The sequence below is a fragment of the Dyella subtropica genome (genome assembly GCF_026283965.1).
Classification (GTDB): domain Bacteria; phylum Pseudomonadota; class Gammaproteobacteria; order Xanthomonadales; family Rhodanobacteraceae; genus Dyella_D; species Dyella_D subtropica.
The window spans coordinates 255,101-277,726 of the sequence record NZ_JAPDPD010000001.1 but is presented as its reverse complement, the minus strand read 5'-3'; the positions used below and the strand labels follow the sequence as shown (position 1 = coordinate 277,726).

Sequence of the window (22,626 nt, the reverse complement as noted above, 5' to 3'; positions counted from 1 at the left end):
GTGCGCCGCCACCGGTATGGGTGGCGCTTGGGGTCAAACGGTTTCGGCGGCGTCGCGGATGGCTTGCGGCAATGGTACCGGCGTACCCGTGTTTGGGTTCATCCACACCACCACTACGCGACCGTCGCTGTACAGACGATCGGCATGTTCCGCATCGACGATGCGATGGCCGATGGTCATGGAGCTGTTGCCCAGTCGTTCGCAGCTGAGTTCGATATGCAGCTGCGCGGGCCACTCGATCGGCAAGCGGTAGTTGATCTCACTGGCAGCGAGTACCGGCATCGATTGTTCGTCGAACCATGGGCCCGGCACGTGTCTGAGCCACTGCAGGCGCGCTTCTTCCAGATAGGTGAGGAAGTTGGAATTGTTGACGTGATTGAACGCATCCAGGTCACGCCAGCGCACGTCCATGGAAGCGACGAATAGCGGATGTGCTTCCGTGGCCGGCGCAGCGGCCGGTGTCGCTGGTGCGGCAGCGGCCTTGCGACGGCGGGTTGGTGCGGGCTTGTCGGCGGTGCTGGAACTCATGCCGTCTTTTTCCGTGCGGCGGGCTTTTCCCGGCCGTTGTTCTTGGCGGCCTTGGCCGGCGCGATCTTGAGATGCGATGCGAGGAAATGGCCCGTGTGCGAGCCGGGTGTGGTCGCGACGGTTTCCGGCGTGCCGGTGACCAGAATGCGGCCGCCACCAGCGCCGCCTTCGGGGCCAAGGTCGACGATCCAGTCGGCGGTCTTGATCACGTCCAGGTTGTGCTCGATCACCACCACGGTGTTGCCCTGGTCCACCAGCTGATGCAGCACGTCGAGCAACTGCTCGATGTCGTGGAAATGCAGGCCGGTGGTGGGCTCGTCGAGGATGTACAGGGTGCGGCCGGTGTCGCGCTTGGACAGCTCCTTGGAGAGCTTCACACGCTGGGCTTCGCCGCCCGAGAGCGTGGTCGCGCTCTGGCCGAGCTTGATGTAGTCCAGGCCCACGGCTCGCAGGGTTTCGAGCTTGCGCGCAATGGTCGGTACGTTCTCGAACAGCTTGTTTGCATCCTCCACCGTCATGTTGAGCACGTCGGCGATGGTGTGGCCCTTGTAAGTGATCTCCAACGTTTCGCGGTTGTAGCGCTTGCCGTGGCAGACGTCGCAAGGCACGTACACGTCTGGCAGGAAATGCATCTCCACCTTGATCATGCCGTCGCCTTCGCAGGCTTCGCAGCGACCGCCGCGGACATTGAAGCTGAAACGGCCGGCGGTGTAGCCGCGCGAACGCGACTCCGGTACTTGCGCGAACAGTTCGCGCAGCGGCGTGAACAGGCCGGTATAGGTGGCTGGATTCGACCGCGGCGTGCGGCCGATCGGCGACTGATCGATGTCGACGACCTTGTCGAACAGCTCCAGACCTTCCACCGATTTATGCGGCGCCGGTTGCTCGCTGGCACCGTTGAGCTCGGCAGCGGCGAGGCGGAACAGGGTGTCGTTGATCAGCGTCGACTTGCCCGAGCCGGACACGCCGGTGACGCAGGTGAACAGGCCGGCCGGAATCGCCAGGTCGACGTTCTTCAGGTTGTTGCCGCTGGCACCGCGAAGATGCAGCCACGACTCTTTGTCCTGCTGCTCGCGACGCTCCGTCGGCACTTCGATAGCACGCGCGCCGGAGAGGAACTGGCCGGTCACCGAACGCTTGGAAGCGAGAATGTCCTTGAGCGTGCCCTGCGCCACGATCTCGCCGCCGTGCACGCCGGCACCGGGGCCGATATCCAATACATGATCGGCGAGGCGGATCGCATCTTCGTCATGCTCCACCACGATCACCGTGTTGCCGAGATCGCGCAGGCGGGTGAGCGTGCCGAGCAAGCGTTCGTTGTCGCGCTGATGCAAACCAATGGAAGGTTCGTCCAGCACGTACATCACGCCGACCAGGCCGGCGCCGATCTGCGAGGCCAGGCGAATGCGCTGCGCTTCACCGCCGGAGAGCGAATCGGCTTGGCGGTCGAGCGTGAGGTAGTTGAGGCCCACGTCGCTGAGGAAGCTCAGGCGCTCGCGGATTTCTTTGACGATCTTCACCGCGATCTCGCCGCGCCAGCCGCTGAGCGTCAGCGCTTCGAAGAAGGCCAGCGCATCGTCGATCGAGCGCGAGGTGAGCGAGGGCAGGGCGTGGTCGGCGACGAACACGTTGCGCGCCGAGCGGTTCAGGCGCTGGCCGTGGCAGTCCGGGCAGGGCTGATCGCTGATGTACTTCGCCAGTTCCTCGCGTACAGCGGGCGATTCGGTTTCCTTGTAGCGGCGCTCCAGATTCGGAAGGATGCCTTCGAAGCTGTGCTCGCGCGTGACCTTGCCGCCGCGCTCAGTGAGATATCGGAACTGGATCTTTTCATTGCCGCTGCCGTACAGCACGGCCTTTTGCACGTTGCCGGGCAGTTTCTGCCAGGGCGCGTCGACGTCGAAGCCGTAATGCGCCGCCAGCGACAGGATCAACTGGAAGTAATGCGCATTGCGGCGATCCCAGCCGCGTACTGCGCCACCGGATAACGGCAGTTCCGGATGCCCCACCACGCGCGAGGCGTCGAATACTTGGGTCACACCCAGGCCGTCGCAGGTCGGGCACGCGCCCACCGGCGAGTTGAAGGAGAACAGGCGCGGTTCGAGTTCCGGCAACGAGTAATCGCAGACCGGGCAGGAGTAGCGCGAAGAAAGCAACTGCTCGGGTGCTTTCGGGTCATCCATATCGACCACGATGACCAGGCCGTCGCCCAGGCGCAGTGCGGTCTCGAACGATTCGGCCAGGCGCTGTTTGATGTCGTCGCGTGGACGGAAGCGATCGATCACCGCTTCGATGGTGTGCTTCTGGCGCAGTGTCAGTGGCGGCGCGGCATCCAGGTCGTAGACGGTGCCGTCCACACGAGCGCGCACGAAGCCTTGGGCGCGCAGCTGCTCGAAGATCTGTACATGCTCGCCCTTACGCTCGCGGATCACCGGAGCCAGCAGCATGAAACGCTTTTCCGGGTCCATGGCCAGCGTGGCATCCACCATCTGGCTGACCGTCTGGGCTTCCAAAGGAATGCCGTGGTCCGGGCATCGCGGCGTACCGACACGGGCGAAGAGCAGGCGCAGGTAGTCGTAGACCTCGGTAATAGTGCCCACGGTGGAGCGCGGGTTGTGTGAGGTGGACTTCTGCTCGATCGAAATCGCCGGGGACAGACCCTCGATGTGGTCGACGTCCGGCTTCTCCATCATGGAGAGGAACTGCCGCGCGTAGGCCGACAGCGATTCCACATAGCGGCGCTGGCCCTCGGCATAGATAGTGTCGAAGGCCAGCGAGGATTTGCCGGAGCCGGACAGGCCGGTGATCACGATCAGCCGGTCGCGGGGCAGGTCCAGGTCGATGTTCTTGAGGTTGTGCGTGCGTGCGCCGCGTATGCGGATGGTGTCCATGACGCCCGGGGATGAGGGAAAAACTGCACTATACCAAACTAATCAGGTCAGTTATTGCCGGGCCCTACGGAAAATTCCGGCTTCAGGGTCTTAACGACCGTCTGTGGCTTAATACGCCTTTTGGCCGTTCGCGGCCGATGCCGTGAGACACAACGAATGCGTAAGTGGACGAGATGGGGCGCCGCCCTGGCGCTGGTGGTCTGTGTGGGGCCCGTGGCCGCCGCGAGCCAGCCCAGCGAAGAGCAGGTGCGCCAGCTGATGGAAGTGGTGGGGGTGGGCAAGATGCTCAGCCAAATGAACACCCAGGCGGTGGGTGTCATGCAGCAGTCGATGCCTTGCGTGCCGGCCAGCTATTGGCAGAACTACATGGACGCCAATCGCACCCAGCAATTCATCGGCCGTCTGGTGCCCGTCTACCAGCGCCATTTCACGTCCGATGAGATCGAGGGGATGCTGAAGTTCTACCGCTCCTCGCTGGGTCAAAAAGTGATTGCAGAAATGCCCGCGACCATGGGCGAGGCCAACCAGGCCGGCCTGCAATGGAGTCATGAGCGCAGCGATCAGATGATCGCCGAGCTGAAGCAGGCGGGTAGCCTTGACGCCAATGGGCGCTGCCCGGCCATCGGCAAGGCGGGTGCTGTTGCTGCCGGGGCGGCGGCTACCGGCATGGCGAGCGGCGCTGCGGCGGGCTCCGACGACGAGGATGAAGCCCAGGATGAGGCGGCGGCCAAGCCAGTAACCAAAAAGGCGGCGACCGGAACCAAGGCCAAATCGAAAGCCAAGCCCAAGGCCAAAACAGCCGCCAAAGCCAAGAGCGGCTCGAAGACCACAGCCAAGACCCCGGTTAAACCCAAGGCCGCCGATACCACCGCGACGCCCGCTAAACCTGCGACGACGTCGTCATAAGAGATAGAGTGGTCAGGAATTGACCAGTGCTCCGTCGGCTCGCTATAATCCCCAGTTCGCTGCTCCTGAAAGGGTTGTAGCGAAACCCAAGAGAATAACGACAGAAGGGATCATCCCATGAGTTATGCAGTCATCAAGACCGGTGGCAAGCAGTACCGAGTGCAGCAGGGCGACGTCCTGCGCGTGGAACTGCTGAACGCCGAAGAGGGCGCCGCCGTAAAGTTCGACGAAGTGCTGCTGGTCGGCGCTGGTGAGTCGATCACCGTCGGTGCCCCGACCGTGGCCGGTGCCACCGTCAGCGCCACTGTGCGTAAGCACGGCCGCGCCGATAAGGTCCGCATCATCAAGTTCCGCCGCCGCAAGCACCACAAGAAGCAGCAGGGACATCGTCAGCACTTCACCGAAGTCGAGATCACGGGCATCAACGCCTGAGACAGCCGGAGTAAATAGTCATGGCACATAAAAAAGGCGTAGGTTCGTCCCGCAACGGTCGCGACTCGAACCCGAAGTACCTCGGCGTGAAGGTGTACGGCGGCCAGGCCATCGAGGCCGGCAACATCATCGTGCGTCAGCGTGGCACCAAGTTCCATGCCGGTACCGGCGTGGGTCTGGGTCGTGACCACACCCTGTTCGCGCTGGTCGACGGCACCGTCGAATTCAAGACCCGCGGCGAGAACAATCGCAAGTTCGTCAGCGTCGTCAAGGGTTAATCCCTTCGCGATGCGGCAGCGAAGGCCCCGCTTCGGCGGGGCTTTTCGTTTGTCGGGAAGCCGTCGGCTATCCTGATCCAATCCCTCATAGCAGTTCGCCGGACCCATCATGAAATTTGTCGACGAAGCCATCATCAAGGTTCTTGCCGGTGACGGCGGCAACGGATGCATCAGCTTCCGTCGCGAAAAATTCATTCCCTTCGGCGGCCCCGACGGCGGCGACGGCGGCAGCGGTGGCTCCGTGTGGCTGGTGGCCGACGAGGGCCTCAACACGCTGATCGATTTCCGTCACCAGCGAGCCTTCAAGGCGCAGCGTGGCCAGAACGGCATGGGCAGCGACATGTACGGCAAGGGTGGCGAGGACACCGAAGTCCGCGTGCCGATCGGCACCGTGATCACCAATGTCGACACCGACGAGATCATCGGCGACCTCACCGTGCACGGTCAGCGCCTGCTGGTGGCGCAGGGCGGCAAGGGTGGTCTGGGCAATATCCATTTCAAGAGTTCGGTGAATCGCGCGCCGCGCAAATCGACGCCAGGCACGCCTGGTGAAGTGCGCGAGCTGAAGCTGGAACTGAAGCTGCTGGCTGACGTCGGTCTGCTCGGGTTCCCCAATGCGGGCAAGTCCACCTTCATTCGTGCTGTATCCGCCGCCACGCCTCGTGTGGCCGACTATCCGTTCACCACGCTGCACCCGAATCTGGGCGTGGTCAGCCTGGGCACCGACCAGAGCTTTGTGATCGCCGACATCCCGGGCCTGATCGAGGGTGCGGCCGAAGGCCACGGCCTGGGCATCCAGTTCCTGCGTCACGTCTCACGTACGCGCTTGTTGCTGCATCTGGTGGACATCGCGCCGATCGACGACTCGGACGTGGTCGGGCAAGTGCACGCCATCGAGCAGGAATTGCTGAAATTCGATCCGGAATTGCTGGAACGCCCGCGCTGGCTGGTGCTGAACAAGTCCGACGTGCTGCCGGAGGACGAGCGCCAGGGTGTGGCCGAGGAGATCGTCAAGCGCCTTGGCTGGACTCAGCCCTGGTTCCTGGTTTCGGCGATTGCGCGCGACAACACCTTGACGGTGTGCCAGCACGTGCAGCGCTTCTTCGAATCGCAGCACGTGGCACACGAAGGTCGCACCGACATGTTGCCGGGCGATGTGCGCCTGCGTGGGGAAATACCGCGCGACTGACATCGCGTCGACCACCTTTCCCCGGTACCTGCTGGAGCAACACTCTCGCATGAAGTTGCAAGCCCGCATTGCCGGCTATCGCCGGCTGCGCGATCAAGCCCTGTGGCGGCTACTGGCCGCCGATCACGCCCCTGAACTGATAGGTCTGCTGCAAGCACTGCTGCAGGACGGCGAACGGCGACTCTCTGCCTCCGTCCTGCATGAGCGGCTGCAGCATCATCTCGATGCGATCAACGCATCCGACTTACCTCGGGAGCTGCCGCGTACCGCACCCGCCTATGTGGCGCACTGGTTGTCGCAAGGCTATCTCGAGCGCCGTCTTCCCGAGGGCGCAAGCGAGGAAGAGTACGAGCTGTCCGCTCAGGCCGCCCAGGCTGTCCGATTCATCGCGGGATTGAATGCGCCGCGTCATGCCGCTACGGAAAGCCGTCTGTCGCTGGTCATCCAGCAACTGGTGCAACTGGCTGAGCAAACCGAATCCGATCCTGCGGCTCGTCTCGAAGCGCTCCAAGCCGAACGTGATCGCCTGGATGCGGAGATTGCGCGCGTCAAGGCCGGCAAGGTGGATGCGATGGGAGGTCAGCGCGCACTGGAGCGTACGCGCGAAATCATCCAGCTGGCTGATGATCTTGCCGAAGACTTCCGTCGCGTGCGCGACGACTTCGAACGCCTCAATCGCGAATTCCGTGAGCGCATCATCGACGACGAAGGACATCGCGGTGAATTGCTCGACCGTTTGTTCGAAGGCGTAGACGTCATTGGCGACAGCGAAGCAGGCCGCAGCTTCCATGCGTTCTGGAAGCTCCTCAATAACGTCGAGCAAAGCACTCAATTGGATGCTGCGATGGAAACCGTGCTATCGCGCGGCTTTGCCCGGCGCTTGCAACGTGATGAGCGACAAATGCTGCGCGGCTTTACCGGCGTGATGCTGGAGCGGGGCAGCCAGGTGCACGATGTGATGCAGCATTTCGCGCGCAGCCTGCGTGGTTTTGTGCAAAGCCGTGGCTATCTTGAGCAGCGCCGCCTAAATCAGTTGCTCAAGCAGGCGCAAGCCGAAGCCCTGCAGCTGCGCGATGAAGTGAGCGCCCATCAGCGCACGCCCTTTGTCCTGCCGCTTACCAGCAGCCGATTGCGCTCTCTCTCGCAATGGCGACTGCACGATCCTCGCCACACCCGCGTAGATGGGCGTATCGATCGCAGCAGTGGTGCGGCTATTTCTCTGGACAGCGTGGGCGAACTCGTCGCGCAATCCGAGATCAACTTCCGCGGCCTGCGTCGCGATGTGCACGAACTGCTTGAAGATCACGAGCAACTGTCCATCAGCCAGGTGCTCAACCAGCGTCCTGCCGAACAGGGCCTGGGCAGCATCATCGGCTTCCTGTCTCTGGCAACTCGTCACGGCGTAGTGGCCGAAGGCGAGCTGGAAGAGGTCACCTGGCAAGGTGGTGACGGCCAGTGGCGCCATGCGCGCATTCCCCTCGTGTGGTTCCTTAAAGAGAAACGCCATGAACTTGCTTGAAGACGAGATGCCGGGCACGCCCTACGAAACCGCTGCGACCGCTACGGGCGCGCTGTTCGAAGGGGATACCGGAGTACTGCCTCTGGATGCGCGCCGCGCTCTTTGCCAATTGCTCGCGGGGCCAAGCGTGGATGCCGGGCGCCATGGAGCGCTGTGGCCGGTGTTGCTTCGCTATGAAACAACGCTCCGATCGCAGCTGTGCGAACTGTTTCTTGAGCTGGTGATCGACCGCGAGGCCGGCGTGGCCTTCGTGCGCCAGTCCGATACCGGCGAGCTGGATACGCCAGTGCTGTTGCGTTCCTCGCCAATGACATTCATCGACACGGTGCTCCTGCTTCATCTGCGTCAGCAGCTTGTCGAGGCCGAGGCGCAGGGGCTTCGTGCCGTCGTGGAAGAGGGGGCTTTGGTGGATGCGCTTTCGGTCTACGAGAAAAACCTATCTACCGATCGCGCGGGTTTTGCCAAGCGAGTGTCGGCTGCCATCGGCAAGATGAAAGACAACCACGTGCTTGAGCGCTTGCGCGGCAGCGAAGATCGCCTCGAGGTGTCGCCTACGTTGAAGCTGTTGTTCTCCGCTGAAGACGTCCATGCGCTGACACAGGTGTATCGCGAGCTGCGCGGCGCGGAAGCAGTGGTCGAGGAGGTTTTGGATGAACGTTAAGAGCAAGGCCGCAAAGAAGGTGGCGAAAGGCGCGCGTGACAAAAAGACAAAGCCCGTAGATTCATTGGATGCTGGCAAGGCTGCAAAGTCATCGGCGTCCAAATCCGCAAAGCTTGCAAAGACAAGTAAAAAGCCCGCCTCTGCGAAGGCGCCAAAGTCCACCAAGGTGACGACTTCCGCCAAGGCGGCACGGGCAGAAGATGCAGCGAAGCCGGTGCATGTGGCCGCCGTTGTGGAAGCGCCCCAGCCAGCTAGGCCGAGCAAGGTCGCCAAAACGGCGCGCCCCGTCGCCCCTTCGCTGTTTCTGTCCGATCTGCCCGGTCCGCGGGACGAGCAGTTCCGCATGCGTCGCCTCCAGGTGTTTAATTGGGGCACGTTTACCGGTCTTGTCGATATTCCTATTGCCGAGCGAGGCTTCCTGTTCGTGGGACGTTCGGGTTCGGGTAAATCCACCCTGCTCGATGCCATGTCCGCGCTGTTGGTTCCGCCGAGCCAGGTGGACTTCAATGCGGCGGCGCGCGAGGCCGATCGCAGCGGCCGCGACCGCAATCTGGCTTCCTACGTGCGCGGCGCGTGGGCGGACCAGCACGACAGCGATTCCGGCGAGATCGCCACGCAATACCTGCGCAAGGGCACGACCTGGTCCGCGCTGGCACTGGAATACCGCAATGCGCTTGGCGCGACGGTTTCCTTGATCCGGTTGTTCTGGATCAGCGGCAACGGCTCGGCCGCGGCGGATGTGCGCAGGCACTACATGGTCACCGAGCGTCCCTTCGACGTAGCCCGCGACCTGGAGGGTTTCGATCTCGATCTGCGCCGGCTCCGGGCACGCCTGGGCGATGAAGTGCATCACTTTGATGCATTCGCCGGTTATGCCGAGCGTTTCCGCCGCCTGTTGGGTATCCAGAATGAGATGGCGCTGAAGCTGCTGCACAAGACGCAGTCCGCCAAGAATCTTGGCGACCTCAACCATTTCCTACGCAGCTTCATGCTGGACGAGCCCGAGACGTTTACCGCGGCCGATCGTCTGGTGACTGACTTCAGCGAGCTGGATGCGGCCCATAAGGCGGTGGTCGTTGCGCGCGAGCAGGTCGGTGTCCTGGCTCCGGCGCGCCATGCGTACGATGACTTGCAGAAGCTGCGCCGTGAAATCAGCGCATTGCGCGAGCAGCAACAGGGCGTGGACCTATTCCGGGAGCAGCGACGGCTCATGCTGCTCGACGGCCGTATGGCCGAGTTACAGGTACAGACGCAGGCTCTCGAGGGCGAGGCGACGCAACGTAAGCAGTTATTAGAGAACCACGATCAACGATTGGTCGACTTGGAGCGGCAGCGGCGTGAACAGGGTGGCGATGCCGTCGATCAGTTGGAGCGCGAGCGCGAACAGATAGTGCGTGAGCGCGACGAACGCCTGCGACGTCGAGGCAAGCTCGAATCGGCCTGCAACGAACTCGGTTGGTCGTTGTCTTCGAATGCGCGCGGTTTCGCCGAGTTAGTGGGGCAGGCTCGCGAACTGATCGATGGCGCGCGCGAGCAGACGACGGCGCTTGAAGAGAAGATGGACACGGTCAAACGCGACAGCGGCCAAGCTGCACAGCGTTTTGCTGCCGTGCGCGCGGAGATCGATGCGCTCAAGCGTCATCCGTCGAATATTCCGGCACCGGTTCAAGCCATGCGTGCCCGCTTGTGCCAGGAGCTGGGCTGGTCCGAAAACGCTGTGCCTTTCGTGGGCGAGCTGTTGCAAGTGAAGGACGAGCATGTGGCATGGCGGGGCGCCATCGAGCGTGTGCTGCACGGCTTCGCGCTCTCCCTGCTGGTGGACGAGCACCAGTACGGTGAAGTGGCGGCCTGGGTCAACAAGACCCATCTGGGCGGCAAGCTGGTGTATTACCGCGTCAATCGCGTGGAAGCTTTCGGCAAGCGAAAGCCGGAGTCGAGGTCGCTGGTGCATCGTCTGGACGTTCGCGATCACGCTCACGGCGAATGGCTCCAGGCAGAGCTGGCACGGCGCTTCGATTACGCCTGCGTGGATACGGCAGCGGCTCTGCGCCAGGCCGACCGGGCGATCACGCGGGAAGGTCAGGTCAAGCACCCCGGCGATCGATACGAGAAGGACGACCGTCGCGCCGTGGACGATCGCCGTCATTGGATCCTTGGCTTCGATAGCCGCGACAAGCTGGGGCTGTTCGAGAAAGAGGGCGGTGAGCTGGCCCAGGCCATCGCCCGTAGTGGTGACGCACTGACGGCGCTGAAGACGCAGCGCGAGCGCGACGGTGACCGCCGGGTGGCGGCGGCGACGCTGATGGGCGTCGAATGGGAAGAGATTGACGTGGCACCCAAGCTGCAGCGCCTAGGTGACATCGAAGCGCAGCTCCGGCAGCTGAGCGAGGGCGACGCCAATCTGCAGGAGTTGGCCCGTCAGCTGGATATGGAGCGCTCCCAGCGCTTGCATGCGGCCAAGGCTTATGAGGATGTCGCTGCTGAGCGTATCGCCGTGGAGCGCGAGCGGCGCGGCATCGGTGCACAGCGCGACGCTTGCGCAGCGCGGGCCGGTGCGGCTTCACTCACGCCTGTGCAGGCTGAGGGGCTGCATTCGCGGCTTCCTGCGCAGCCAGCGCTGTCGCTGGAAAACATCGACAGTCAGTTCCGTACGCTCGAACGTTCCCTGCACGACGTTCTGAACGGACAGGCGGCAGAGGACAGTGGTCTGGTGCAGGCGATCGAGGAGTGCTTCCGCAGCTTCTGTCGGCGATGGCCGCAGGACAGTGGTGACTTCACGCCGCGCCTGGATTCCGCAGAAGCTTTTCTGGCGCGTTTGCGTCGACTCGAGCTGGATGGGCTTCCTAAGCACGAAGCACGGTTCTTTGAGCTGCTACAGAGCCAGAGCAAGCAGGATCTGCTGGTTCTGCAGAAACATATGACCGAGGCACGCAAGTCCATTGGTCAGCGCATGGAAGAGGTCAATGAAAGCCTGGAGCGCGTGCCGTTCAACCGGGGCACGCTCTTACAGATCGAAGTGACCGATCGTGGCTTGCAGGAAGTGCGTGATTTCCAGGGGCAGCTGCGTGACGTGCTGATGCAGCATCAAACCGACGACCGCGAGCGCGCCGAGACGCAGTTCGCCGTGTTGCGGCAGCTGGTGGAGCGACTGGGCGCGCAGGATCCGGAACATCGGCGCTGGCGCGAGCAGGTGCTGGATGTTCGCCTGCACGTGGAGTTTGTCGGCGTGGAGGTTGAGGTCGATACGCGCCGGCAAGTGGAGGTCTATCGCAGCGGTGCCGGCAAATCCGGCGGTCAGCGACAGAAACTGGCGACGACCTGTCTCGCTGCAGCCCTGCGTTACCAGCTGGGCGGTGAAGATGGGCATCTCCCGCGCTACGCCGCCGTGGTGCTCGACGAGGCCTTTGACAAGGCCGACAACGAGTTCACCGCGCTAGCCATGAACATCTTCGATAATTTTGGCTTCCAGATGGTGGTGGCCACGCCGCTGAAATCAGTCATGACGCTGGAGCCATTCATCGGTGGCGCCTGCTTCGTGGACATCAACGGTCGCCACGACTCGGGTGTATTGCTGATCGAGTATGACGATGCCGAGAAGCGACTGGCCCTGCCGGAGCGGGCACGGGAGCAGGGAACGAACATCTGAATCTGTAGGAGCGCACCCTGTACGCGACAAGCCGGCAGGACTGCCGGGTTGCACGGCGATAGCCGCTCCACGGGCGAGGGCCATGGATGGTTCGAGTGAAAGGTGCCCGTGGACGCGTTTGGCTTCAGCCGACTAAGAGGGCGTCTATCGGTGCCTTTCGCCCACAGGGTGGGCTCCTACATGGGATTCACGAGGGTCGGAAGCAAACAAAAAGGCCGGCTTTCGCCGGCCTTTTCGCCAACCCGAATCGCGTAAAGAAGCTGGCTTACGCCAGCTCGCGGATCTTCGCGTTGAGGCGGCTCTTGTGGCGAGCGGCCTTGTTCTTGTGGATCAGGCCGCGCGCGGCGTAGCGATCCATCACCGGCTGAGCGGTGGCAAAAGCTTCGACAGCGGCAGCCTTGTCCTTGGCCTCAATGGCCTTGACGACCTTCTTGAGGGCGGTGCGCACCATGGAGCGGGCACTGACGTTGCGCAGGCGGCGCTGCTCAGACTGGCGCGCGCGCTTCTTCGCGGACTTGATGTTGGCCAAGGTAGAACTCCGAAATCGCTGGGGTTGGAAAAAGGCGGTGATTATGCAGCCAATGCGCCGTTGCGTCAACAGCTTAGCCGCGTTTGGAGCCATGCTGGGCCGACCCTGGGGGTTGGTACGAGCTGTTGGCTTCCACCGAAAGTGCGCCATTGTGCCATGACAGCGCTGTCATGTTGCCTTTGGCGGCTGTCAAACTACGCGCTTTGTGGAACGGGCCGTTTGGCCTCCACCGTCCTATCCGGCCATAGAAGAAGGTTTCGGCGCGCGCATGAAGTCCCCCAGCATGTTCCGAGGGCTGCTCTCGTTCAGCAGCATGACCATGATTTCGCGCGTCCTCGGTTTGGTCCGGGATATGTCGATCAACGCAGCCTTCGGCGCCAATGCGGCCACCGATGCGTTCTGGGTGGCATTCCGCATCCCCAATTTCATGCGCAGGCTGTTTGCCGAAGGTTCGTTTTCCACCGCCTTCGTGCCCGTGTTCACCGAGGTCAAGGAAAAGCGCAGCCACGCGGAACTGAAGGATTTGATGTCGCGCGTGTCGGGCACGCTGGGCGGGGTGTTGCTGCTGGTTACTGCGTTGGGCGTGATTTTTGCGCCGCAGGTCACCACGCTGTTCTCGCCGGGCGCGATCGAGATGCCGGATAAGTTCGAGCTGACCGTGGGGCTGCTGCGGCTGACCTTTCCGTTTCTGTTGTTTGTTTCGCTGACTGCCTTATCCGGCGGTGCGCTCAATAGCTTTCATCGGTTCGGCCTGCCGGCGCTGACCCCGGTCATCCTCAACCTGTGCATGATCGCGGGTGCCTTGTGGCTGGCGCCGCGCATGCACACGCCGATCATGGCGATGGGCTGGGCGATCATGGCGGCGGGCATTCTGCAGTTGCTGTTCCAGCTGCCTGCGTTGAGCCGGCTCGACTTGCTGACGTTGCCGCGCTGGGGCTGGAGCCATCCGGATGTGCGCCGGATCATGACGTTGATGGTGCCGACCTTGTTCGGTTCGTCGGTGGCGCAGATCAACCTGTTGCTGGATACGGTGATTGCCTCGTTGCTGTTCACCGGTTCGCAGAGCTGGTTGTCGCAGGCAGATCGCTTCCTGGAACTGCCGCTAGGCGTATTCGGCGTGGCGCTGGGTACGGTGATCTTGCCTTCGCTATCGCGGCACCACGTGGCGACGGACAGTGTGGGCTTCTCCAAGGCGCTGGATTGGGGTCTGCGCACGACGCTGCTGATCGCGGTGCCGGCCATGTTCGGCCTGATGCTGTTGGCTGAGCCGTTGGTGGCGACGTTGTTCCAGCACGGTCATTTCACGCCGTTCGATACGCACATGGCCACCTTGTCGATCTCCGCTCTGAGCTTCGGCCTGCCGGCTTTTGCGCTGGTGAAAGTGGTGTTGCCCGCGTTCTATGCACGGCAAGACACGCGGACGCCGGTGCGCGCGGGCGTGGCGTCGCTGGTATCGAACATGGTGTTGAACCTGATTTTTCTGGTGCTGTTGTTCGAGCTGTGGGCGCCCGCCGAGCTGAAGCAGGGGTCGTGGCTGGCCGGGCTCGCCAAAGTGCCGGGGCTGCATATGGCTCTGGGCATTGCCAGTGCATTGGCCAGCTATATCAATCTAGCGTTGCTCTGGCATTGGCTGAAAAAGGCGGGCGTGTATCAGCGTCAGCCGGGTTGGGCGCGCCATCTGCTGCGACTCGGGTTGTCTTGCGCGGTGATGATCGCGGTGCTGTTGCTGGGGTTGTGGCTGTGGCCGGACTGGACCGAGGTTTCCAAGTGGACCCGTGGCTGGCATTTAGCCGTGCTGGTGGCAGCAGGTGGGGCAGCCTATCTGGCGACCCTGTTCGCTACCGGTTTCCGCCTGCGCGAACTGCGCGGCGTATGACCCGCGGTCGCGGCGGGAACGACAAGTCAGCCGCTATACTCGCGCGATGATGAGACTTTCCAGGGATATCGCCGGCCCGTGCCTGGCACCCGGCGGTAGCGTGGTGGCTGTCGGCGCGTTCGACGGCCTGCATCGTGGTCACCAGGCACTGCTGACGCAGGTGCGCGAACGCGCGCAGGCGCTGGGTTGCACGCCGGTCGTGGTGAGCTTCGAGCCGCTGCCGCGCGCCTTCTTTTCCAAGGAGCCGGTACCGCGGCTGTCCAGCGTGCGTGAGAAGCTTCGGGGTTTCGGGGTTGCAGGTATCGAGCAGACGCTGCTGCTCCGTTTTGATACGGCACTCACGTCCATGCCCGCCGAGGACTTTGTGCGGCACGTGCTGGTGGAGCGGCTGGCTGCTCGTGAAGTGTGGGTGGGTGGCGATTTCCGCTTCGGTCACAAGCGGGGCGGCGATGTCGCCTTGCTGGAGGCCATGGGCGCCAGCCATGGTTTCGTGGCGCGCACTATGCCGCCGGTGCTGCTCGACGGCGCCCGCGTGTCAGCCAGCCGCGTCCGCATGCTGTTGGCGGCTGGCGAATTCGCCGGCGCGGCGCCACTGCTTGGCCGTCCCTTCGTGATGGAGGGAAAAGTCGAATACGGCAACCAGCTCGGCCGCACGCTGGGCTTTCCCACCGCTAATATCCATTTGCGCGAACGAGTGAGCCCGGTACACGGCATCTTCGCCGTGCGGGTAGGGCTGGGTGAGGGCGAGTGCAGTTGGCCCGGTGTGGCGAGCCTGGGCATTCGTCCGACCGTGAACGAGGTGGCCGAGCCGCTGCTGGAAGTCTATTTGTTCGACTTCGAAGGCGATCTCTACGGCCAGCGCATGGCAGTGGAGTTTGTCGCCAAGCTGCGGGACGAGATGAAGTTCGACGGGCTGGAAGCCCTGACCGAGCAGATGAACCGCGATGCCCGCATGGCGCGCGAGGTGCTCGGCATGAACCCACGCCTAGCCGAGGCGTGACGCAGCAGAATCCGGTAACGTTCCAGCTTTCGCCCGGCGCGCTGCCCGCGCCGGCAGAATTCAAGACGGTGACGGCCTGATGGCCGCGCCACGCAACCCCGACGGCACCCGAGCAATGACCCAGGACTACAAGAACACCATCAACCTGCCGCAAACGGACTTCCCGATGCGCGGCGATCTACCCAAGCGCGAGCCGGGCTGGCTGGCGGCATGGGAAAAGGTTGGCCGCTATGCGCAGATCCAGCAGCGCACGGCGCATCGCGACAAGGTGTTCGTGCTGCACGATGGCCCGCCGTATGCCAACGGTGTGATCCATCTCGGGCATGCGGTGAACAAGGTGCTCAAGGACGTTGTGGTGAAGTCTCGCCTGATGGCCGGCTTCCGCGCGCCCTACGTGCCGGGCTGGGACTGCCACGGCCTGCCGATCGAAATCGCGGTGGAGAAGAAGCACGGAAAGGCGGGCGACAAGCTCGACGCCGTGGCCTTCCGCCAGAAGTGCCGCGAGTACGCGCAGCAGCAGATCGATCTGCAGCGGACCGATTTCAAGCGTCTGGGCGTGCTGGGCGACTGGGAGCGTCCCTACCGCACCCTGGACTACAAGTTCGAGGCCGACATGCTGCGCGCATTGGCGCGCATCGTCGCCAACGGGCACGTAGTGCGTGGCGCCAAGCCGGTGTACTGGTGCTTCGACTGCGGCTCGGCGCTGGCCGAAGCGGAGATCGAATACGGCGACAAGGTGTCGCCGGCCGTCGATGTGGCTTATGACGCGGTGGATGCCAAAGCGTTGGCCGCCAAGTTCGGCGTGGATGCCGGCGACGCCATCGTCGCCGTGCCGATCTGGACCACCACGCCGTGGACGCTGCCGGAGAGCCAGGCGGTCGCGCTGGGCGCGGAACTGGAATACGCCCTGGTTGAGGCGGCGCCGCGCCATGGGCGTCGCATGCTGCTGGTGATCGCCACTGCGCTGGTCGAGAAGGCCATACAGCGCTACGGTATCGAACATGCGCTCGTGCTTGGCCACGTCAGCGGACAAGCGCTGGAAGGCGTGCTGCTGCAACACCCGTTCTATCCGCGCGAAGTGCCGGTGTTGCTCGGCGAGCATGTCTCGGCTGAGGACGGCACCGGCGCCGTGCATACCTCGCCTGATCACGGCGTGGAAGATTTCGTGGTGGGTCGCCGCTACGGCATCGGTACACTCAATTTCGTTGAATCGCGCGGCACCTATCGTGCCGACACACCGGCGGCTGATGGCTTGCAGTTGGCCGGGATGCACGTGTGGAAGGCCAACGACGCCATCGTCGAGGTGCTGCGTGGTCGTGGTGTATTGCTGGCCCACGCGAAGATCGAGCACAGCTACCCCAACTGCTGGCGCCATAAAACGCCGGTGATCTTCCGCGCCACGCCGCAGTGGTTCATCAGCATGGAGCAGGCCAAATTGCGCGAGACCGCGCTGGCCTCGATCAAGAGCGTGCGCTGGGTGCCGGGCTGGGGTGAGGAGCGCATTGCCGGCATGGTCGGCGATCGTCCGGACTGGTGCATCTCGCGCCAGCGCACCTGGGGCGTTCCGATCGCCCTGTTCGTGCACAAGGCGACGCAGGAGCCGCATCCGGATTCCGTCGCGTTGCTGGAGCAGGTGGCGAAGCGGGTGGAGCAGGGCAGTATCGATGCGTGGTATGCACTCGACCCGGCCGAACTGCTCGGCGACCAGGCGAACGACTACGAGAAAGTCACCGACGTGCTGGACGTGTGGTTCGACTCCGGCGTCACCCACTACGGCGTGCTCGGCCAGCGTCCGGAGCTGCAGCAGGGTGATGCCAAGTCGTACAAGGTGATGTACCTGGAAGGTTCGGATCAGCACCGCGGCTGGTTCCAGTCCTCGCTGCTCACGTCGGCCGCTATCCACGGCCAAGCGCCGTACGGCGACGTGCTAACCCACGGCTTCACCGTGGATGCGCAGGGTCGCAAGATGTCCAAGTCGCTGGGCAATGGCATCGAGCCACAGGACATCATGAAGACCTTGGGCGCCGACATCCTGCGCCTGTGGATTTGCTCCACCGACTACCGCAACGAAATGTCGCTGTCGGACGAGATCCTCAAGCGCGTCTCGGATATGTACCGACGCATCCGCAATACGGCGCGCTTCCTGCTGGGCAACCTCGAAGGCTTCGATCCGACGAAGCATTTGTTGCCGGTGGAAGCGTGCTTGCCGCTGGACCAGTGGGCTGTGCAGCAAGCGTATGACGTGCAGCAGGCCGTGGCGGCCGCGTACGACCGCTACGACTTCCCGGAGATCGTGCAGCGCGTGCAGAACTACTGCACCAATGAACTGGGTGCGTTGTATCTCGACATCACCAAAGACCGCCTCTACACCATGCAGACCGACAGCCGCGGTCGGCGCAGCGCGCAGAGTGCGATGTACCGCATTGCCGAGGCGCTGGTGCGCTGGCTGGCGCCGGTGCTGAGCTTCACCGCCGAGGAAATCTGGCAGGCGCTGCCGGGCGAGCGTGGCGAGAGCGTACTGTTCGAAACCTGGTACGAAGGCCTTGCGCCGACACAGGGCTCGCCGGAGCAGCGACGTTACTGGTCCGACCTATTGGCCATTCGCGACACCGCTTCGCGTGTGCTCGAAGGCATGCGCAAGGCTGAGCAGATCGGCGCCTCGCTGGAAGCGAAGCTGGTGATCCATGCCGACCCGGTTGTGGTGGCACGCTATGCGCCGGCTGCGGATGAGCTGCGCTTCTTCTTCATTACTTCCGACGTACGCCTGGATGTGGCCGGTGGGCAGCCGGAAACGGCGGTGCTGTCCGAGCTGGAGGGCGGCGACGTGTGGGTGTCGGCTACGGTCACCAGCGCCGCCAAGTGCGTGCGCTGCTGGCATCGTCGCGACGACGTGGGCCACCACGCCAATCACCCGGAATTGTGTGGCCGCTGCATCAGCAATGTGGATGGGGCGGGTGAGGATCGGCGCCGGTTCTGATGACCAGTGCTGAGATCTCTGGAGAGCCGCGATTGAAGGGCGGCTATGGCAACAGGACATCATGAGCAACCAATCCAACGCACTCCGCTGGCTCTGGCTTTCCGCCATCGTCATTGTGCTCGACCAGGCCAGCAAATTCTGGGCGCTGGATGCGCTTCAGCCAGCGGGCTTGCCGCATCCCGTGATCCCGGGCTTCCTCAACTGGACCCTGGCGTTCAACACCGGTGCCGCCTTCAGTTTCCTCGCCGATGGCGCGGGTTGGCAGCGTTGGTTTTTCGTGCTGCTGGCCGTGGTGATCAGCGCCGTGCTGGTGGTCTGGCTCAATCGCACCGAGGGTCGCGACTGGCGCACAGCGCTGCCTCTCGGGCTGATCGTCGGCGGCGCGCTGGGCAACCTGATCGACCGGCTGCATGCAGCCCAGGTGACCGATTTCATTCAGGTCTATTACCGCGATTGGCATTATCCGGTGTTCAACGTCGCCGATTGCGCCATTTCGGTGGGTGCGGTGCTGTTGATCGTGTTCGGTCTGTTCGCCGGCAAGCAGACTGACGCCGTGCGATAATTGGGATGTTCAGCACCGTGCCGGCATCGGCACCGGCGCAGCCCGACCGGGCATTCGACAGCCGAGGCATCTTTTGGACATCCTGCTAGCCAACCCCCGCGGATTTTGCGCCGGCGTCGACCGCGCCATCGCCATTGTCGAGCGTGCGCTCGAATCGTACGGTGCGCCGATCTATGTGCGGCACGAAGTGGTGCATAACCGCTATGTGGTCGACAAGCTGCGTGCCGGCGGTGCGGTATTCGTCGAGGAGCTGAACGAAGTGCCGGACGGCTCCACCGTGATCTTCAGCGCGCATGGTGTGTCCAAGGCCGTGCGCGAAGAGGCCGATCGCCGTGGCCTCAATGTGTTCGACGCTACCTGTCCGCTGGTGACCAAGGTGCATATGGAAGTCGCACGCCTGGGGCGTACCGGCCGCAGCGTGGTGTTGATAGGCCATGCGGGGCATCCGGAGGTCGAAGGCACCATGGGGCAGTGGAATCCGGCCAACCAAGGCGAAATCCTGCTGGTCGAATCGGTGGAATGCGTCGCGACGTTGCAACCGAAATTCCCGCATGCGCTTTCCTACGTCACTCAGACCACACTGTCGGTCGATGACACCAAGGCGATCATTGCCGCACTGCGCGAGACATTCCCCGACATCGATGGGCCGCGCAAGGACGACATCTGCTACGCCACGCAGAACCGTCAGGACGCCGTGCGTCGGCTGGCCGATGCGGTGGACCTGATGCTGGTGGTCGGCTCCGTCAACAGTTCCAACTCCAACCGCTTGCGCGAGCTGGCCGAGAAGCAGGGCGTGCGCTCGTTCCTGATCGACGGTGCCGAGCATATCGAGCGCAGTTGGCTGGAAGGCGTCGAACATATCGGCCTTACCGCTGGCGCCTCCGCTCCGGAAAAGCTGGTGCGCGACGTGATTGCCCGCCTGCAGTCCTGGGGCGCCGGTGAGGTTCGCGAGCTGGACGGTGAAGCCGAAACCATCACCTTCGCCCTGCCGAAGGAGCTGCGCATCGCCGGGAGCAATACCCCCGCCGGTCTCTGACGACCGTATCCAGCGGATTTACCAAGAAAAAAGCCCGCATCGCTGCGGGCTTTTTTCGGTATGGCTGGTGCCGGAAACAGGAGTCGAACCTGCGACCTACGCATTACGAATGCGTTATAGTACTTATATTATTCAAACAGTTATCTATTTAACTAGAATTGATGGCACACTTTTGTCACATCCATGGCAAGGGCTTCAGGCATGGCAACTTTTCGGCGTCGAGGTCGGTATTCGTGGCAAGTACAGGTGCGCAAACGTGGGTGGCCACCCCAGAGCAATACCTTCGAAACCAAAGCCGAGGCCGAAGCCTGGGCCGCCATGATCGAGTCAGAGATGAACCGTGGGGTGTGGCTCGATCGCAGCGAAGCAGAGAGCACCACGCTAGGCGGGCTTCTGGACCGCTACGAAGCGGAAGTGATGCCGGCATTGAAGGGAGCCATTAGAGAACGGTCTGTGCTCAACCTTTGGCGGCAGACGCCCTTGGCGAAACGCACAGTGGCGACCATCCGAAGCGGCGATCTTGCGCAGCAGCGCGACGCCTGGCTGGCCGATGGACTGGCTCCGGCCACAGTGTTGCGGCGCTTGGCGCGTCTGTCACATCTGTTCAATACCGCGCGAAAGGAGTGGGGCATGGAGAGCCTATCCAACCCCGTCGAGCTTGTGCGCAAACCTACGCCCAACAACGCGCGCACGCGCCGCATCGTGACGCCGAAAACCAACGCGCGACGCCTTGAACGAGCGCAAGACGAACTTTCGCGCATCATCGAGGCCAGCGAGTCGCGCATGCTGCCCACCATCATCACGCTGGCTGTTGAAACGGCGATGAGGCGTGGCGAAATTGCCACCCTGCGTTGGGAGCACGTCGACCTGGACCGGCGTGTGGCACATTTGCCTGAAACGAAGAATGGCAACAGCCGCGATGTGCCGCTGTCGCAAGCGGCCCTGGATGCGTTTGCTGTGTTGCTGCCGAATCAAGGGGGCGATGCACGGCGGCGCAAGACGCTGGCCATGCCCTCCTCGCTAAGGGGGCCGGTCTTTGCTGTCCATCCAGACGGCATCACACAGGCTTTCGAGCGTGCCTTACAGCGGGCTCGAAAAGCATACGAACTGGAATGCGAGGAACACGGACGCGAACTAAAGCCCAATTTCCTGAGAGACTTGCGATTTCACGATCTTAGGCATGAAGCTACTTCTCGCCTCGCTTCGCGCTTTCAGCTCCACGAGCTAGCAAAGATTACTGGTCACCGTGACACACGAATGCTTCTGCGGTACTACCATCCGGACGCAGCAGATCTAGCGAAGCGGCTGGGGTAAGTGCTTCTAACGACATCATGAGGTCAGCATGACACAGTCGAAGAATGTTGATTCTCTCCTCGCCCACACTCCGGCGATTGTGGCAGCTGGGGAGCGTGCGGCGGCGGAAGCGGTGCGGCGGGCAAAGGCCAACGGCCTGAACATCCATTACATTGAAGATGGCTACCTCATCGAAGAAGCGCCAAACGGCAGCCGCAAGGTACTTAAGCCAATAGATCCTGTCGGTTAGTCAGCATACGATGGATTTCGCCCGAGGCATGCAGTAGATCGTGAACTACGGGGCGATGTTCGCAAGCTTGTCCAAAAGCACGCCCTTGACGACAGCGATGGCAAATTCGCGCGCTTGACTCACATCCTCGTCCGGAATGCCCCAAGTACCGTCGTGCACGATCCGACTGCGGATGTAGTACATTTTTTTGGCGCCGGCCGCCAGGTTCTTTGACCAAGGGTGCGACGATCCAAGGTGCTCAGCAATGCTGATCTCGTGAGACTTCACCAGATTCTTGATCTGGTTCTGAATGGAAATCGTGCGCTGTTTTTTAATGTGCATGATCACGCTGTCGACCATGGCAGCATGAGCACCTCCCATTTCTCGAAGCTTCGCAGATTCGATTGCCTCCCCAATGTCGGACAGTGCCTGGAGCTGCGCCGATGGCAATGGCTCCTCTTCACACAGCGCCTCTAGGCACGTCACGAAGCCAACGTATTGAGCCGTCCAAAAGGGTATTGCTGCGGCAGCGATGTAGGTCTGAATCGCGACTGCCAGCCTGCCCTGCAAGGGTTCCGCAATGGCGGCAGCCTTACCCAGCGTGTCGGCCAATTGTTCATCGGTCATCTGAGGATGCCATTGACCGACAAAGGCCCCGCTGTCCCAAACGTTTTGATGCTCAGGGACGATGCAAGGCATGTAGAGGAATGCGAAGGCATCGATGCGCCGGCCATCGCCGTCTATTAGTACCTCCGCACCCGACTGATCCAGAGGCTGCTGTTCCATATGGAAGAACAAGGGGTACAGGCGATCGACGCACAGGGTGGCCAAATAACGCGTGGATTTTAGGAAGGCCTCTTTTGCCCCTGCTTCGCTATCGAAGGGACCGATGCGCAGCTGCTCCCAACCTTCGCCTTGAGTGGCTGCCACGTCGACTCCGAGTTTGGCACTCAAGTTTCCGGCAAGTTGGCGCATATCGATGGGAAGCGCCAACTGGTGAAAGCGCACAGGTAAGTAGAGCGTGTAGCGAGCTGCTCCTTGTCCCGCGCTGATCCGTTTCATGCTTGCCCCCATTGC

17 protein-coding genes and 1 pseudogene are annotated in these 22,626 nt (G+C 62.6%); 14 read left to right on the top strand and 4 right to left on the bottom strand.

The genetic code is table 11. The features are described from left to right. Nucleotides 1-33: 33 nt before the first annotated feature. Together OUZ45_RS01155 and uvrA are read right to left on the bottom strand one after the other, a co-directional pair. Nucleotides 34-528, bottom strand: coding sequence for an acyl-CoA thioesterase (locus OUZ45_RS01155; protein WP_425601653.1), 495 nt, complete (start codon nt 526-528; stop codon nt 34-36). Further along, nucleotides 525-3,416, bottom strand: a complete 2,892-nt coding sequence (gene uvrA / locus OUZ45_RS01150; RefSeq protein ID WP_266168036.1) for an excinuclease ABC subunit UvrA — start codon at nt 3,414-3,416, stop codon at nt 525-527. The genes OUZ45_RS01155 and uvrA overlap by 4 nt, the downstream gene beginning before the upstream one ends. A gap of 156 nt (nt 3,417-3,572) precedes the next feature. Here uvrA and OUZ45_RS01145 point away from each other — a divergent pair, with 156 nt between their 5' ends. The 7 genes and pseudogenes from OUZ45_RS01145 to OUZ45_RS01115 form a co-directional block, all read left to right on the top strand. Then, entirely contained in the window at nt 3,573-4,322 is a 750-nt protein-coding gene (locus tag OUZ45_RS01145) for a DUF2059 domain-containing protein (protein ID WP_266168035.1), read from the top strand. Between the two features lie 117 nt (nt 4,323-4,439). After that, entirely contained in the window at nt 4,440-4,754 is a 315-nt protein-coding gene (gene rplU, locus OUZ45_RS01140) for a 50S ribosomal protein L21 (RefSeq protein ID WP_266168034.1), read from the top strand. 20 nt (nt 4,755-4,774) lie between these two features. After that, nucleotides 4,775-5,032 carry a 50S ribosomal protein L27 gene (gene rpmA, locus OUZ45_RS01135; RefSeq protein ID WP_019465502.1) on the top strand — a complete coding sequence of 86 codons (258 nt, stop codon included), beginning with the start codon at nt 4,775-4,777 and terminating at the stop codon, nt 5,030-5,032. A gap of 109 nt (nt 5,033-5,141) precedes the next feature. Then, nucleotides 5,142-6,221, top strand: a complete 1,080-nt coding sequence (gene cgtA, locus OUZ45_RS01130; protein ID WP_266168033.1) for an Obg family GTPase CgtA — start codon at nt 5,142-5,144, stop codon at nt 6,219-6,221. 49 nt (nt 6,222-6,270) lie between these two features. Beyond that, nucleotides 6,271-7,740: a DUF3375 domain-containing protein gene (locus tag OUZ45_RS01125; protein WP_266168032.1), complete on the top strand. Its 1,470-nt coding sequence runs from the start codon at nt 6,271-6,273 to the stop codon at nt 7,738-7,740. Further along, on the top strand, nt 7,727-8,401 hold the full coding sequence (locus OUZ45_RS01120; RefSeq protein ID WP_266168031.1) for a DUF4194 domain-containing protein: 675 nt from the start codon (nt 7,727-7,729) through the stop codon (nt 8,399-8,401). Before OUZ45_RS01125 ends, OUZ45_RS01120 begins: the two co-directional genes overlap by 14 nt. Nucleotides 8,402-8,633: 232 nt before the next feature. Then, nucleotides 8,634-12,026: pseudogene (locus OUZ45_RS01115) on the top strand (ATP-binding protein); the annotation flags it as partial. A 286-nt stretch (nt 12,027-12,312) separates the two neighbouring features. On the opposite strand, the gene rpsT reads toward OUZ45_RS01115, so the two are convergent. After that, entirely contained in the window at nt 12,313-12,576 is a 264-nt protein-coding gene (gene rpsT / locus OUZ45_RS01110; protein WP_266168030.1) for a 30S ribosomal protein S20, read from the bottom strand. Between the two features lie 268 nt (nt 12,577-12,844). On the opposite strand from rpsT, the gene murJ reads away from it, so the two are divergent. From murJ to OUZ45_RS01075, 7 genes are all read left to right on the top strand, one after another. Further along, on the top strand, nt 12,845-14,452 hold the full coding sequence (gene murJ / locus OUZ45_RS01105; RefSeq protein WP_266168029.1) for a murein biosynthesis integral membrane protein MurJ: 1,608 nt from the start codon (nt 12,845-12,847) through the stop codon (nt 14,450-14,452). Between the two features lie 46 nt (nt 14,453-14,498). Next, entirely contained in the window at nt 14,499-15,452 is a 954-nt protein-coding gene (locus tag OUZ45_RS01100; protein ID WP_266168028.1) for a bifunctional riboflavin kinase/FAD synthetase, read from the top strand. A 115-nt stretch (nt 15,453-15,567) separates the two neighbouring features. Continuing rightward, nucleotides 15,568-18,429 (top strand): isoleucine--tRNA ligase, encoded by a 2,862-nt coding sequence (gene ileS / locus OUZ45_RS01095; RefSeq protein ID WP_266168336.1) that lies wholly within the window; start codon nt 15,568-15,570, stop codon nt 18,427-18,429. A 61-nt stretch (nt 18,430-18,490) separates the two neighbouring features. Next, nucleotides 18,491-18,991 (top strand): signal peptidase II, encoded by a 501-nt coding sequence (lspA, locus tag OUZ45_RS01090; protein ID WP_266168027.1) that lies wholly within the window; start codon nt 18,491-18,493, stop codon nt 18,989-18,991. 73 nt (nt 18,992-19,064) lie between these two features. After that, the gene (gene ispH, locus OUZ45_RS01085) at nt 19,065-20,027 is read left to right on the top strand and encodes a 4-hydroxy-3-methylbut-2-enyl diphosphate reductase (RefSeq protein ID WP_266168026.1); all 963 of its coding nucleotides are present in this window, start codon (nt 19,065-19,067) and stop codon (nt 20,025-20,027) included. A 201-nt stretch (nt 20,028-20,228) separates the two neighbouring features. Then, nucleotides 20,229-21,341, top strand: a complete 1,113-nt coding sequence (locus OUZ45_RS01080; RefSeq protein WP_266168025.1) for a site-specific integrase — start codon at nt 20,229-20,231, stop codon at nt 21,339-21,341. Nucleotides 21,342-21,369: 28 nt separating this feature from the next. Next, nucleotides 21,370-21,570: a hypothetical protein gene (locus tag OUZ45_RS01075; RefSeq protein WP_266168024.1), complete on the top strand. Its 201-nt coding sequence runs from the start codon at nt 21,370-21,372 to the stop codon at nt 21,568-21,570. Nucleotides 21,571-21,615: 45 nt separating this feature from the next. Here the strand turns inward: OUZ45_RS01075 and OUZ45_RS01070 are convergent, their stop codons facing one another. Next, nucleotides 21,616-22,611: a hypothetical protein gene (locus tag OUZ45_RS01070; RefSeq protein WP_266168023.1), complete on the bottom strand. Its 996-nt coding sequence runs from the start codon at nt 22,609-22,611 to the stop codon at nt 21,616-21,618. Between the last annotated feature and the right edge of the window lie 15 nt (nt 22,612-22,626).

Excerpts from the sequence above, each read along its gene's own strand:
- OUZ45_RS01125 (WP_266168032.1), top strand. The coding sequence starts at position 6,271 with ATGAAGTTGCAAGCCCGCATTGCCGGCTATCGCCGGCTGCGCGATCAA.
- OUZ45_RS01075 (WP_266168024.1), top strand. The coding sequence starts at position 21,370 with ATGACACAGTCGAAGAATGTTGATTCTCTCCTCGCCCACACTCCGGCG.
- rplU (WP_266168034.1), top strand. The coding sequence starts at position 4,440 with ATGAGTTATGCAGTCATCAAGACCGGTGGCAAGCAGTACCGAGTGCAG.
- OUZ45_RS01155 (WP_425601653.1), bottom strand. The coding sequence starts at position 528 with ATGAGTTCCAGCACCGCCGACAAGCCCGCACCAACCCGCCGTCGCAAG.
- rpmA (WP_019465502.1), top strand. The coding sequence starts at position 4,775 with ATGGCACATAAAAAAGGCGTAGGTTCGTCCCGCAACGGTCGCGACTCG.
- OUZ45_RS01100 (WP_266168028.1), top strand. The coding sequence starts at position 14,499 with ATGATGAGACTTTCCAGGGATATCGCCGGCCCGTGCCTGGCACCCGGC.
- OUZ45_RS01080 (WP_266168025.1), top strand. The coding sequence starts at position 20,229 with ATGGCAACTTTTCGGCGTCGAGGTCGGTATTCGTGGCAAGTACAGGTG.
- murJ (WP_266168029.1), top strand. The coding sequence starts at position 12,845 with ATGAAGTCCCCCAGCATGTTCCGAGGGCTGCTCTCGTTCAGCAGCATG.
- cgtA (WP_266168033.1), top strand. The coding sequence starts at position 5,142 with ATGAAATTTGTCGACGAAGCCATCATCAAGGTTCTTGCCGGTGACGGC.
- OUZ45_RS01120 (WP_266168031.1), top strand. The coding sequence starts at position 7,727 with ATGAACTTGCTTGAAGACGAGATGCCGGGCACGCCCTACGAAACCGCT.
- lspA (WP_266168027.1), top strand. The coding sequence starts at position 18,491 with ATGAGCAACCAATCCAACGCACTCCGCTGGCTCTGGCTTTCCGCCATC.
- OUZ45_RS01145 (WP_266168035.1), top strand. The coding sequence starts at position 3,573 with ATGCGTAAGTGGACGAGATGGGGCGCCGCCCTGGCGCTGGTGGTCTGT.
- OUZ45_RS01070 (WP_266168023.1), bottom strand. The coding sequence starts at position 22,611 with ATGAAACGGATCAGCGCGGGACAAGGAGCAGCTCGCTACACGCTCTAC.
- uvrA (WP_266168036.1), bottom strand. The coding sequence starts at position 3,416 with ATGGACACCATCCGCATACGCGGCGCACGCACGCACAACCTCAAGAAC.
- ileS (WP_266168336.1), top strand. The coding sequence starts at position 15,568 with ATGACCCAGGACTACAAGAACACCATCAACCTGCCGCAAACGGACTTC.